This is a genomic window from Enterococcus crotali (assembly GCF_000633635.1).
Taxonomy (GTDB): domain Bacteria; phylum Bacillota; class Bacilli; order Lactobacillales; family Enterococcaceae; genus Enterococcus_L; species Enterococcus_L crotali.
In genome coordinates this window covers 40,964-54,485 of sequence record NZ_AYPQ01000002.1, presented here as the reverse complement: position 1 = coordinate 54,485, position 13,522 = coordinate 40,964, and the positions used below count along the sequence as shown (strand labels likewise).

General features: G+C 38.2%; 14 protein-coding genes and 1 pseudogene. 2 read left to right on the top strand and 13 right to left on the bottom strand.

The window, feature by feature from the left end; all coding sequences use genetic code 11:
• Window positions 1–3: 3 nt before the first annotated feature.
• The 7 genes and pseudogenes from V192_RS0104980 to yidD all read right to left on the bottom strand — a co-directional run bounded on the left by V192_RS0104980 (window position 4) and on the right by yidD (window position 6,244).
• Window positions 4–705 carry an ABC transporter ATP-binding protein gene (locus V192_RS0104980; RefSeq protein WP_025869205.1) on the bottom strand — a complete coding sequence of 234 codons (702 nt, stop codon included), beginning with the start codon at window positions 703–705 and terminating at the stop codon, window positions 4–6.
• On the bottom strand, window positions 705–1,481 hold the full coding sequence (locus V192_RS0104975) for an ABC transporter ATP-binding protein (RefSeq protein ID WP_025869204.1): 777 nt from the start codon (window positions 1,479–1,481) through the stop codon (window positions 705–707). Before V192_RS0104975 ends, V192_RS0104980 begins: the two co-directional genes overlap by 1 nt.
• Window positions 1,462–2,430: a branched-chain amino acid ABC transporter permease gene (locus V192_RS0104970; protein WP_025869203.1), complete on the bottom strand. Its 969-nt coding sequence runs from the start codon at window positions 2,428–2,430 to the stop codon at window positions 1,462–1,464. Before V192_RS0104970 ends, V192_RS0104975 begins: the two co-directional genes overlap by 20 nt.
• 9 nt (window positions 2,431–2,439) lie before the next feature.
• A complete protein-coding gene (locus tag V192_RS0104965; RefSeq protein WP_025869202.1) occupies window positions 2,440–3,318 on the bottom strand; it encodes a branched-chain amino acid ABC transporter permease in 879 nt (292 codons plus the stop codon).
• 112 nt (window positions 3,319–3,430) lie between these two features.
• Complete coding sequence (locus V192_RS0104960; protein WP_025869201.1) at window positions 3,431–4,600, bottom strand: ABC transporter substrate-binding protein; 1,170 nt, start codon at window positions 4,598–4,600, stop codon at window positions 3,431–3,433.
• Window positions 4,601–5,057: 457 nt separating this feature from the next.
• Window positions 5,058–5,936: an ROK family protein gene (locus V192_RS0104950; protein WP_025869200.1), complete on the bottom strand. Its 879-nt coding sequence runs from the start codon at window positions 5,934–5,936 to the stop codon at window positions 5,058–5,060.
• An 18-nt stretch (window positions 5,937–5,954) separates the two neighbouring features.
• A pseudogene (gene yidD / locus V192_RS19330) lies at window positions 5,955–6,244 on the bottom strand (membrane protein insertion efficiency factor YidD).
• Window positions 6,245–6,463: 219 nt separating this feature from the next.
• Between yidD and V192_RS21625 the strand changes: the two are divergent.
• Complete coding sequence (locus V192_RS21625) at window positions 6,464–6,613, top strand: SPJ_0845 family protein (protein ID WP_167331072.1); 150 nt, start codon at window positions 6,464–6,466, stop codon at window positions 6,611–6,613.
• A 46-nt stretch (window positions 6,614–6,659) separates the two neighbouring features.
• On the opposite strand, the gene yihA is transcribed toward V192_RS21625, so the two are convergent.
• Both yihA and clpX read right to left on the bottom strand, forming a co-directional pair.
• Window positions 6,660–7,241 carry a ribosome biogenesis GTP-binding protein YihA/YsxC gene (gene yihA, locus V192_RS0104935; RefSeq protein WP_010760746.1) on the bottom strand — a complete coding sequence of 194 codons (582 nt, stop codon included), beginning with the start codon at window positions 7,239–7,241 and terminating at the stop codon, window positions 6,660–6,662.
• Between the two features lie 180 nt (window positions 7,242–7,421).
• Entirely contained in the window at window positions 7,422–8,675 is a 1,254-nt protein-coding gene (gene clpX / locus V192_RS0104930; RefSeq protein WP_025869199.1) for an ATP-dependent Clp protease ATP-binding subunit ClpX, read from the bottom strand.
• Window positions 8,676–8,864: 189 nt separating this feature from the next.
• On the opposite strand from clpX, the gene V192_RS0104925 reads away from it, so the two are divergent.
• A complete protein-coding gene (locus V192_RS0104925) occupies window positions 8,865–9,893 on the top strand; it encodes a lactonase family protein (RefSeq protein ID WP_025869198.1) in 1,029 nt (342 codons plus the stop codon).
• 100 nt (window positions 9,894–9,993) lie between these two features.
• Here V192_RS0104925 and V192_RS0104920 read toward each other — a convergent pair whose 3' ends face one another.
• From V192_RS0104920 to V192_RS0104905, 4 genes are all read right to left on the bottom strand, one after another.
• Window positions 9,994–10,845, bottom strand: a complete 852-nt coding sequence (locus tag V192_RS0104920) for a MurR/RpiR family transcriptional regulator (protein ID WP_025869197.1) — start codon at window positions 10,843–10,845, stop codon at window positions 9,994–9,996.
• A gap of 75 nt (window positions 10,846–10,920) precedes the next feature.
• Window positions 10,921–12,048 carry an anhydro-N-acetylmuramic acid kinase AnmK gene (gene anmK, locus V192_RS0104915; protein ID WP_025869196.1) on the bottom strand — a complete coding sequence of 376 codons (1,128 nt, stop codon included), beginning with the start codon at window positions 12,046–12,048 and terminating at the stop codon, window positions 10,921–10,923.
• 37 nt (window positions 12,049–12,085) lie between these two features.
• Window positions 12,086–13,177: a DUF871 domain-containing protein gene (locus V192_RS0104910; protein ID WP_025869195.1), complete on the bottom strand. Its 1,092-nt coding sequence runs from the start codon at window positions 13,175–13,177 to the stop codon at window positions 12,086–12,088.
• Window positions 13,174–13,446 (bottom strand): hypothetical protein, encoded by a 273-nt coding sequence (locus V192_RS0104905; RefSeq protein WP_025869194.1) that lies wholly within the window; start codon window positions 13,444–13,446, stop codon window positions 13,174–13,176. The genes V192_RS0104910 and V192_RS0104905 overlap by 4 nt, the downstream gene beginning before the upstream one ends.
• Window positions 13,447–13,522: the final 76 nt, after the last annotated feature.

Here is a 13,522-nt window from a genome sequence, read left to right as displayed (position 1 = left end):
CTATTACCCTCCTAAATAGGCTTTTTTCACTTCTTCACTTTCCAGTAGTTCTTTTCCTGGTCCGCTTAAAACGACTTCCCCTGTTTCTAATACATATCCTCGATCTGCAATCGATAAGGCCATTTTTGCATTCTGCTCAATCAATAATACCGTCGTTCCTTGTTTATTGATTTCTTTTATAATATTAAAAATTTCTTGAATAAAAATTGGAGCTAACCCCATGGATGGCTCGTCCAACAATAGCAAGCGAGGTTTAGACATCAGTGCTCTTCCCATTGCTAGCATTTGCTGTTCACCACCAGACAAAGTAGACGCATCTTGATTTTTTCGTTCCTTCAAAATCGGGAAACGCTCAAAAATCATTTGATAATCCTGTTTTAGATCTTTATCTTTTCTCAAAAAAGCTCCCATTTCCAAATTTTCCTGAACAGTCAAACCTGAAAAAACATGACGGCCTTCTGGTACTTGACACAACCCTGATGCTACGATTTTTTGCGGAAGCATTTTTTGAATCTGTTGTCCTTCAAATGTAATCGTACCATTTGATGGTCGATTCAATCCAGAAATTGTTCTTAAAATTGTCGTTTTGCCCGCACCATTAGCACCGATCAAAGAGACTATTTCTCCTTGTTCTACATTAAAACTAACATCACGCACAGCCTGAATCACACCATAATGAACAGATAAATTTTCAATTGTTAGCATTATAGTTCACCTCCAAGATACGCTTCGATCACACGCGGATCGTTTTTGATTGCTTCTGGCTTTCCTTCAGCAATGATTCTACCGTACTCTAACACATAGATTCTTTGGCAAACGTCCATAACCAAACTCATATCATGTTCGATCAAGACGATCGTGATTTGAAATTCCTTTTGGATTTTTCTAATCAATTCAGTTAAATCAGCTGTTTCCTGAGGATTCATGCCTGCTGCTGGTTCGTCTAAAAATAAAACTTTTGGCTGAGTGGCTAACGCCCGGACGATTTCTAAACGTCTTTGCTCTCCATAAGGCAAATTTTTGGCTAAGGTCTGAACTTTATTTTCCAAACCAAAAATGGCAAGAAGTTCCATTACTTTCTTTTCCATCTCGTCTTCTTTTTTATAAAAGGTCGGTAAACGTAAAATACTAGATAGAATTCCTTCTTTATTTTTGCTATTCATGGCAATCAGCACGTTATCTAAAACAGTCAAATCTTTGAATAGACGAATATTTTGGAAAGTTCTGCTTAAACCCATGTCCGCTATTTTATATGGTTTCATGCCATTTAGTACCTGTTCTTTACCTAGGATATCTAGTGTGACTGTCCCGTCACTTGGCTCATATACACCTGTTAAAAGATTGAATAAGGTTGTTTTTCCCGCACCATTTGGCCCAATCAACCCGATAAGTTCATTGGTTTCTAGGGTCAGATTTACATTTGAAACAGCTGCAAGTCCGCCAAAGTTTTTAGTTAAATTACTAACGTTCAATAGAGGCATTTGATTTGTCCTCCTTTTTCTTGAATAATTTTTTTACTGAAAATTCCCATGTGCCTAAAAGACCACCTGGTTTGAAAATCATGATAATAATTAGGGCTAAGGCATAAATGATCATTCTAAGTGCACCAGCATCTTGTAAGAACATATTTAAAATACCTAGCACGATCGCTGAAATAAAAGTTCCCGTCACACTGCCAATTCCGCCAAAAACTACAATAATCAAAATATCGATCGATTTCATAAAGCCAAAATCTTTCGGTGCAATCGTTTGAACATAACTTGAATAAATAGCACCAGCTACACTTGCTGTAACAGCACCGATAATGAAGGCTACAACTTTGTATTTGGTTGTGTTGACCCCCATTGATTCAGCTGCAATCTCATCTTCTCGGATTGCCATTGTTGCACGCCCTGGGCCACTGTGAATGAAATTAACAATGATCAACGTAACAATAACTACAAAGCCAAAAACCATCGGCCAGCTAACCATTGGTGGAATACCAAAAATACCAGCAGGTCCATTTGTTACATCCTTCATATTAATGATGATAATCCGAATGATTTCAGAAATCCCTAACGTTGCAATCGCCAAGTAATCCCCTTTTAATCGTAAGGTAGGGATACCAACTAACAATGCGACAATGCCTGATAAAACGATTCCTAATAGAATGCCGCTGAAAAAGCCGCCCATTGTTGGATACTTAACTGTCATGATCGCTGCACTATATGCACCGATTGCCATAAATCCGGCGTGACCGAGTGAAAATTGACCTGAAAAACCAATAATCAAATTCAACCCCAAAGCCAACATGATATTGATGCCTATCGTGATCAGCGTATACTCAGTAAACGGTGTGATAACACCTGTAACATACAGTACATAAATAAAAGCATAAGCGAGTGCAGCAATTAAAAGCCAAACAAGATTATATTTTAAATTCTTTTTCATGCGTGCCACCTACACTTTCTCTTTGATGTTCTTGCCGAGAATTCCGGCAGGACGGATCAATAAAATAATAATCAATAATGCGTATACGACCGCATCTTTATAATCTGAAAAACCAAGTGCGATCGTAATAGTTTCTAATAAACCGATCACAAAACCTCCAAGAGCTGCGCCTGGTATGATTCCGATACCACCTAAAACAGCTGCAACAAATGATTTAAGACCTGGGACAACGCCCATCATTGGATCGATGGAATTATAATAGAGACCAATCAACATACCTGCAGCCGCAGCCAACGCAGAACCTAAAGCAAAGGTAAACGAAATCGTCCGATTGACATTGATCCCCATCAACTGTGCCGCATCAGCATCAACAGAAACTGCCCGCATCGCCTTACCCATTTTTGTTTGTTTAACGATCAATTGCAAGGCAATCATCAGTACTAAAGAAATAGCTAAAATAAGAACTTGAATATTTGAAATTTGAATAAAGCCTAGTTGATAATTTTTAAATTCAATTGCCTGCGGAAATGATTTTTTCTCAGGACCTAACCAATAGATCATACCGTTTTGTAGCAAAAATGAAACACCTATCGCTGTGATCAAAGCTGCGATTCTTGTTGATTTCCTTAGTGGTCGATAAGCTAAAAATTCAATCACTACCCCGATCACAGCAGCACCAGCCATTGATAAAATCAGCGCTGGGAAAAAGCCTAAATTCAATTTATTGATAAAGAAATACCCCATAAATCCACCTAACATATAGATTTCTCCATGGGCAAAGTTGATCAATTTGATGATTCCATAAACCATCGTATACCCTAAAGCCAAGAGAGCATAAATACTTCCTAGAAAAAGCCCGTTTACTAGTTGTTGGATAACTACTTCCATGTTCATCACTTCCAATATTTTAGAATAATTGCTGTTTAATTAAAGTAAAAAGAGGATGGACAAAACATAAAACCTTGTCTCACCCTCTTTTAAGTCTTACCACTACTTGTTATTACTTAGGTTCTACTGCATCCGCAGATGTTTCTTTTCCTTCTGTCAAGCCTAATACAACTACTGATTTCTCAGGATTATGATCTTTGTCCATCGTCATTTTACCAGTTACACCAACAAAATCTTTCAATGAAGCTAATCCTTCTGTGATGTCTTTTGAATCAGCTGAATCTTTATCTTCCATTGCTTGTTTTAACATATAAACTGAATCATAGCCTAAAGCGTTGAAAGCAGATGGTTGTTTATCGTATTTTTTCTTGAACGCTTCTACAAATGGTTTTACTTTATCCGTTGCTGGCGCTTTTTCTGAGAAGTGTCCTGTGTAATAAACATCAGAAACATTTTTCGCTCCAGCAATTTCAACTAATTTCTCATCACCAAATCCGTCAGCACCAAGGATTGGTTTGTCAATTCCCATTTCACGCGCTTGCTTGATGATCAAACCTGCTTCTGCATAGTAACCTGGAATGTAGATTGCATCATAATCAAGGTCTTTGATTTTCGTTAAGATAGCTTGGAAATCTTTATCGCCAGCTGTAAATGTTTCTTCTTTAGCGATTTTCCCTTTAAATGTATCTTTAAATGATTTCGTCAAACCGATCGCATAATCACTTGAATTATCACCGATGATCACAACATTTTCAGCCTTTAAGTTATCTTGGGCAAAATTGGCTAAGATAACCCCTTGGAACGTATCTTGGAAGCAAGCTCTGAAAATATATTCTTGTACTTTATCGTTTACAACTGTAATGCTATCATCTGTACCTGAAGGTGTGATCACAGGCACCGCTGCTTTTGTCATATTAGGAATCGTTGCTTTCGTTGCGCCAGATGTTGCTGGTCCAACAACGGCAACCACTTTATCTTTAGCCGTTAAATTGGCTGCAACAGAAGTCGCTTCACCATTTTCTGATTTATTATCTTTTTCGATCAATTCTAATTTTTTTCCTAACACACCACCCGCTTCGTTGATTTCTTCAACAGCTAAGGTAATCCCTTCTTTTTCAGCGTTTCCGTATGCTGAAACATCTCCAGAAAGTTCCATGTTCATTCCAATTTTGATCGTATCGCCTTCAGTTTTATTTCCGCCACCGCTTGCGCCTCCACCAGCTGTTGGACCACATGCTGCTAATAGAAATAGACTAGCAAATAAAAAGCTAAATTTTTTCATTTTGTTTCCCCCTTGATTTTAAAGCTTGTTGTGTTGGCAAGCTCTGGCTGGAAAATAGGAAAAACAGCATGTGGTGCTTTTACCACAACGTTTTTATCTTTTTCCTGAAGAGCTGGCACAAAAAGCTAGTTGATTTTAAAGCTGAACGAATTCGTAAAGCTTGATAATTTTCTTCGCGTATATAATTATTAAAGAAGTATGTATACAAATATAATCAATATCGAAAGAAATGTCAATGAATTTTCAGAAAATTTCTATAATTCAAATTATTAAGAATCCTCCGTTACTTATAATCGTGGATTTTACTTGTTATTCTCACAACAAAAACGAGTCCGGGACAAAACTAAAAATCAGTTTTGTTTCGGACTCTAAAACCGAATAAACGGTGGGATCAGAAGCAACCCCTTCTTATTTCTCGGGGTTAAACACCTTTGACCCAACCTCGTTCTTGTAACATTCATTCGTTGTTTTTTTGACTCGTTATAAAATTCGCCGCCGCCCCGATCAAGTTAGCATCATTTTTATATTTACACGTCACGATCTGCGGGATAAAATCATTTAATTCAAAATGAGCCAATTTTTCTTTCATTCGACGATCGACTTCATCTAACAACCCTTTTTTAGCTGAAACGCCTCCACCTAAAACGATCATTTCTGGATCAAGAGAAAATTGAATACTAAACAAACCTTGAGTCAAGTACTCGTAAAAATTATTGACCTCTTCGATTGCCAATTCATCGCCAGATTCCGCTAGGTCAAACACTTCTTCTCCAGTGAAGGTCTCTTTCTCTACGCCTTTTCGTTCACAATAGCGCCACGCCATTTGTACAGCTGTTCCCAGCTTACTAAATGTTTCTCCCCCACTTAGATACATCAAACCAAATTCACCACCATAAAGATGAGCCCCTTTAGTAATTTGTCCATTATGGAAAATAGCACCGCCGATTCCAGTTCCCACGACCACAAATGCCACTTCTTGTTTGCCTTTAGCCGCACCTTCATAGATTTCTGCCATCCCTGCACAATTAGCATCATTTTCGATTGCCACAGGAAGCTTAAACAATTCTTCTAGCTCCTTAAATATGTTGAAACCATGAATATAAGGAATAGCTGAAATTCCGTTAATCATTTGCTTATCAACATCCACAACACCAGGGGCACTTAGCGCCACACCTTCTAGCTCTTGCTTTGTTTCGTTAAATACGGTTAATAATGACGCTTTCATTTTCTCCCAAGTTTTTGGTGTAGGAAAATTCCCTTTATCGATCATCTTCTCACCATTCCAAATTCCATGCTTTACTGCTGAACCGCCAAAATCAAATGCTAAAATCGCCATCTTCTACGCCCACCTCATCTATTTATTGTGCTTGTTTCTTCTATAGTTATAGGGACCATGATATTCCTGATCCGGATTTCTTTTTAAACTAAACTTCAACGGTACATAATCAATCCCGCCTTTAGTCAGCGGATGACACCGTAAAAATCTCGCTGTCCCCATCGTCACACCTTTAAGACTGCCATGTGTTTGAATAGCATCGATCATATATTGTGAACATGTTGGGTGATAGCGGCAACTAGCTGGAAGCCAGGTGAAATGAATCGCTGATAGCCACGTACCATTCCTACAAAAATATTTCCTGCCATTTCGTCCCTCTTTTCTCTATCAGAAAAAACTATACCTTGTTTTATAATCGAATGCAAGCTTACAAATTGAAAGTAGAACTATTTCTAGATAAATTCTTATAATTTGAAAAAGAAAACTATTCAAATTTCTGAAAGGATGCTAAACTATAGAAAAAGAAGTGAACACTGATTCAGTGCACAAGCTTCTACTCAACCTAAAATGAAATGGAGCAAACCAACATGGGCTTAAAATTTGAACGTACAAATGACTTAGATAAATTATTCGATTCTTTTGCTGTAGATCCTAAAAAAGTTGAAATGCCAAAAGAAGAATTAGAAAAGCAAGCAGCAAAAGCGGAACAAAAAGAAGAGCAGAAAAAAGAACAATAAAAAATTAGCTTTGACATCTCCTTAGAGGCGTCAAAGCTAATTTTTATTATAAATATTTTTCAATCGCCTGCCAAGCTTCTTCTTTCCCTTCTTTGGTTTGTGAAGAGAAAAGAATAAAGTCATCTGACTTATCAAAATTCAATGCTTTCTTGATCACACTCTCATGCTTGTTCCATTTACCACGAGGAATTTTATCTTTCTTCGTAGCGACAACGATTACTGGAATATCATAGTATTTTAAAAACTCATACATTTGGATATCTTCTTGTGTCGGTGCATGACGCAAATCAACCAAAGAGACCACGGCTTTTAATTGTTCCCTTGTTGTCATATAGGTTTCGATCATTTCGCCCCACTTGGCGCGTTCTGTCTTAGAAACTTTGGCATAACCATATCCTGGAACATCAACAAAATGCAACGCATCTTCGATTAAGTAAAAATTAAGCGTTTGGGTTTTTCCAGGTTTCCCAGAGGTTCTAGCTAAATTTTTACGGTTGATCAATGTATTGATAAACGATGATTTCCCTACGTTTGAACGACCTGCCAAAGCAATTTCAGGTAGTTCTGTCTCTGGATATTGTTTTGGTGAAACTGCGCTAATGATAATTTCTGCGTTATGAACATTCATAGTACTAACCTCCTAAGTTAAAAAGCTGAACGAGCTCGCAAAGCTAACTAACGTTGTTGTATAAAAATCAGTAAAAAGAGGTTGGGCCAGAAGTGTCTAACCCCACCGTTTATTCAGATTTAAAGCCCGAAACAAAACTGATTTTTAGTTTTGTCCCGGGCTCTTTTTAGTCTTTTAAGATTACCCAGCTTTTTTGTCTTTTTTATTATAGACAATTGCTGGTTTACCAGTACCTTCAACAGCCATTTCTGTAATGATGACTTTTTCGATCGTATCGTCTGATGGGACATCAAACATCACATCCATCATAATCTCTTCAATGATCGAACGTAAACCACGAGCTCCTGTATTACGCTCAATTGCTTTATTTGCAATCGCACGAAGAGCATCTGTTTCGAATTCTAATTCTGTATCATCTAAAGACAATAATTTTTGATATTGTTTGACTAAAGCATTTTTAGGTTCAGTCAAAATACGAACCAAGTCTTCTGTTGTCAGCTTCTCTAAAGCTGCTGTGACCGGTAAGCGTCCAATAAACTCAGGAATCAAACCGAATTTCAATAAATCTTCTGGAATGATTTGCTGCATTACGCTTTCGTCTTCGTTCAGCTTGCTATTTTTTGTACCGAAACCAATTGTTTTTTCGCCGAGGCGATTTTTGACCATGTTCTCGATACCATCAAAGGCTCCGCCGACAATAAACAAGACGTTTGTTGTGTCGATTTGGATAAATTCTTGATGAGGATGTTTGCGTCCGCCTTGTGGTGGCACACTAGCAACTGTTCCTTCCAAGATTTTAAGCAACGCTTGTTGAACACCTTCACCGGATACATCTCTTGTGATCGAAACATTTTCGCTCTTGCGGGCGATTTTATCGATTTCATCAATATAGATGATCCCTTTTTCAGCGCGTTCCACATTAAAATCAGCAGATTGCAATAGTTTCAATAGAATATTCTCTACATCTTCTCCCACATATCCTGCTTCTGTTAAACTTGTCGCATCTGCAATCGCAAATGGTACATTCAATGTTCTAGCCAATGTTTGGGCTAAAAATGTTTTCCCAGAACCTGTTGGGCCAATTAAACAAATATTGCTCTTTTGTAATTCTACCTCTTCAGAGCTTGAATTTTCTGATTGATTTACACGTTTATAGTGATTATAGACAGCTACCGCTAATGAGCGTTTTGCCTGATCTTGTCCAATTACATATTCGTTTAAGACATCCAAAATTTCTTGAGGTTTTGGGACATCCGTTAATTCACGTACGGCTTCGTCGTAAAATTCTTCATCAATAATCTCTTTACATAGGTCGATACATTCATTACAAATATAGACACCAGGTCCGGCAACGATTTTTTTCACTTCTTCTTGTGTTTTACCACAGAATGAACAGCGAACTGCACCATTGTTGCTATTTGTATTATCGTACATGCGTGTCACCCCTCTAAAATTAAAAATGACTGTCGTTACAGTCTTAAAATATAATAGCATAAATCAAGTGAAAATGCGAACATTGGATTTGCAAAGATTTACTAAATAAAAGAATTCTTATGGTATACTAAAAGAGTTAAATCAATTGCTGATTCTTATACACATTCAGTAAAAAATGGAGGGAATTTCATGCTGGAACAAATTTTATTAGGAACTTATACACGTAGAGAAAGTAAAGGGATTTATCAGATAGCGCTGGACACCGAAAAAGAAACTCTTTCAGACGCAACATTAGTAGTAGAAGAAACTAGCCCAACATACTTGGCATTAAATCAACAGGGCAACTTGTTCAACGTCACCTCAGTTGATGGTGAAGGTGGTATGGCCGCTTATAAAAGTAACGACGGGCACTTTGATTTACTGAACAAAGTAACTGAAGCGGGCGCTCCTCCATGTTATGTAGCGATTGATGAAGAAAAACAACTGGTTTTTGGTGCTAATTATCACCAAGGGATCGTTCATGTTTACCGTATTTTATCTGATGGACAGTTAGAACATACCGACAAAATCATACATGATGAGGCCACTGGACCACATGACAATCAAGACAATGCTCACGTTCACTATACAGACTTAACGCCAGATCGTCGTTTAGTTGTTTGTGATCTTGGGACAGACCGTGTTTACACGTATAATGTTAGTGAAAATGGCAAGCTGTCTGAAGTGGCGCAATATGTCGCTGAGCCTGGAACGGGTCCTCGTCATTTAGTTTTCCATCCCAATAACCAATTCGCTTATCTTTTCGGTGAATTAGACAGCACAGTGACTGTTTTGGCTTATAATGCGGCGGATGGTTCATTTGAACAAGTTCAAAAAGTATCAACGTTACCTGATGGTTTCAATGAATTCAACGGTGGTGCTGCCATTCGCATTTCAGCTGATGGTCGTTTTGTTTATGCGTCAAATCGTGGTCATGATTCGATCGCTGTTTTTGCAACCGCTGAAGACGGCAGTAAAGTTGAACGCATACAATTGATTTCTACTGAAGGCGAAATTCCAAGAGATTTTGATTTAGATCCTTCCGGTAAATTTGTGGTTGCTGCGAATCAAAATACAGACAATTTAACGCTTTATCGTCGCGATGAACAATCTGGACTTTTAGAAATGATCCAAAAAGATGTTTATGCACCTGAGTGTGTTTGTGTTTATTTTAAATAAACACGATAATTGTTGATACTACAAAAGAATCGAGCGTTCATGTTTTCTAGCATTAGCTAAAAGCATGAGCACTCGATTTTTTTAGTTTCAAATCTATTTATCATTTTTCATAATTTCTAACTTCAGCTTTCGACTCTTGAATCATATCAAGTGTATGTTCAAAATTCCGAGATGCATAGGCATAAAACAAAACATCTACTACAATAAATTGATCATGCAATGACGTGGTTGCCGCACTTCTCAAAACTGCTTCATTTGAGCGGACGGTTTGTACAGAATAATCAACTTTACTTGTTAATGTATTATTACCAAACTGCGACAACCCAATTGTTTTCAATTGATGCTTTTGAGCGACCTCCAGCAACCGCAAGACTTCTTTCGTTTCGCCTGAATGAGAAACACAGAAGAATACAGCTTCTTTTGGTGCAGAAACTAAAATGGTCACTAGTACATGAGAATCCTGCACACAGACCACTGTTTTACCAATTCGATTCCACTTTTGAGCAATGTTTTCAGCAACTAAATACGAAGCACCTATTCCAAAAACATAGATGATCGGCGCAGTTATTAATAAATCCACAATCGTTTCAATTCGCTTTTCATTTAGTAAAGCAACCGTTTCTTGCATCGATTGATAGGCATTACCTAATAGCTTTGTCTTGATCTCATTCACAGATCCATTTGCCGTGATATCTGAATAACCTTCATAAATTGGGGTTTCTATCTCCGCAGATAAACGGATTTTCAATTGAGTAAAACTGGGAACATCAATCTTTTTACAAAAGCGAATCACCGTAGCTGGACTCGTTCCTGCATAATGTGACAGCTCTGATGCTGTCATTTCGATTACCAACGATGGATTCTCTAAAATGACCTTACCGATCTTTTTCTCGGAATTCGGCAAGACATCTAGCATGCTAATAATTCTTCCCTGAATATTTTCGCCGCTCATCCTCTTAACTCCTTTTTAATGGATTGATTTTTTCTATGTACGTTAGGGCGAACTCGATTTACTCGCCCCGACTATTTAATAGTAGGTAATACTTCCTAAAGGAACTGCTCTGTCAGCGCCTGTAGCACTTGGAACATTTCCTTGACTGTGCTGCAACGTTTGATTTGCTAAAATCGCCATGGCAATCGCTTCTTTAGCCTCTGAAGAAAAACCAATTTCCTCTTGAATCAACACATGGACTTCTGGAAGCTCAGCTTTGATCATCGCGATCAAGGTTTGATTATAACTACCGCCACCTCCAATGATCAATTCGGTCTTTCCCTGAATAAAAGGTTGGACTGCTTTGGCAATTGATTTAGCGGTAAACATTGTTGCTGTTGTAATGAAATCATTTGGTTCAAGGGACCATTTTTCTAACAGCGCTGTCGTAAATTGCTTGCCAAATTCTTCACGCCCTGTCGTTTTAGGATACGATTTTTGAATATAGGGGTGTGCCATTAATTCTTCCAGCAATGCTTGACTGACTTTGCCTTGTTTAGCATAAACACCATTTTGATCATACTCTTGATTGAAGAAATACAAACATAATTCGTTCATGATGACATTTCCTGGACCTGTGTCAAACGCAATCATATCTGTGATTTCTCCCGATTTAGGAATCACTGTGACATTTCCGATTCCACCAATGTTTTGCAGTAATCTTGTTGTCTCAGGCTTTTGGTAAAGCACATATTCTGAGTAAGGAACAATGGGAGCCCCCTGACCTCCAACAGCCATATCTCGTTCTCTAAAATTTGACACAACAGTTGTTTTCGTCCGCTCACAAATCACCGCAGGATCACCGATTTGTAATGTTGAGGCATAAAGCTTATCTCGGGCAAAAGGAATATGGAAAAGTGTTTGCCCATGACTGCCGATAAATGCTAAATCTTCTGAAGAGATGCCTGATTTCTTGCAAACGTCTAAGACTGTTTGAGCGAACAATTCCCCTAATTCAACATTCAACGAACAAACTTTTTCGACATTTGACGTTTCTAACGATAAGGCTTCACGAATTCTTTGAAGTGTCTCTTTACTATAAGGTACCGTTAAAAAGTCAATGAGCTTAACAGTTGTGGTTTCATTTTTTCCAGCTATCTCCACCAACGCTGCATCAATCCCGTCTAAAGACGTTCCTGACATTAAACCAATTGCATACGCCATAATTTTCTCCTCGATTTCTATTCGTTTAAAGGCCTACTTATTGCTCAACTTCATGAAAAACGAATTTCTGCCACGGTCTGAGGTAAGATAATAAGATTCTATCTGCTTGCGTGACTTTGCCTACAACATTTGATTTGCCAGAGTTTTCCATCGGTAACAATGCTACTTGAAGCTCTCCTGCGTAATGGGCATATAACGAGGTCTCGACAATAATATCGCCAGTTTCCATGTCGACCGTATTAAACGGCGTAAAATCATGCCCTTTGTATTTTACTCGGCTTTGCGTGGAACGGATCACGTAATCAGAAATATCGCCACGATTAAAGTGGAATTCATCTAAAATAATTTTCCTTTCGGTTTCTGGTGTGGCAGGGTCAATCACACAATCTAAGGTCAGACGATACGGATCGATCTCACTTAAGGCTTTCAACTCCGCTTCAGAAGCAAATGCATTAGCGATAATCACATCATCGATCACATTAGTCGCCCATAAATGCTTAGCTTGTGTCGTGATCGGCCAAGTGCGATGCATTTCTAATGTACATAATCCTTCTTCAACCGGCCACGGACCAATCGTCGCGGTTGGAGAGTTGATCATTGCTGCAGTCCCGATTCCATGTTCTTTATATACCTCTGACGTTGCAAAAAAGTGGTCATAATTTAGCCCGGTATAACGGTGCGGATAAAAATTATGACAGCCGAATAATTTGTCCGCGTTTGCCTGATAACTTAAAATATTTTCTAGATAGCGCGTGCCAGAACTAATATTCAGCACAATGTCTAAGTCTTGTTCATTAAACGTCATGATTGATTCTTCATTACCTGTAAAGCCCATATCTAAACGAATTCCATCTACACCGATTTCCTTGAAAAAGGTCAAATCATCGTAACTGATCCCTAATTCTCCAAAAACACGCGGACTGACATCTGCAATCACTTCCATTCCCAACGCTTTAGCGTAGAAAATCGTCTCTGTAAATTCCTTTAGTATCTGCTCCTTGCCTTCTTCTACAGATAATAAACAAGTAAAGACGCACTTAAAATCATATTGCGCCGCTAAATCCATATATGCTTTGATTTCTGCTACACTGCTATGATTTGGGTAAACTGAAATCCCTAGTCTTCTCATTGTTTTTGCTCCATTCTACTTTGTTCTACTAGTAAACGACTACTTTCAAAAAAGACAACGGCTAACAACCCACTGATACTGTAAATTGCCTGCTTAATCAACTCTGGCATAGTCGGAAATAAAAGACTTGGTACCAAGGCAATCAAAAAAACAGAACACCCAATCAACCAACGGTTAGGCAATAATCGTTTCTTTTTTAAATAATGCGTCAGAATCAAGCCGACAACGATGAAAAACACGCTCGCTGTCATAAATACTATTTTCGTCATTTTTTCATCTCCTAGCTTCTAATACTGAAAGAAATGATGGAACGAAAACACCACAACATTTTCGTTCCGATCATTT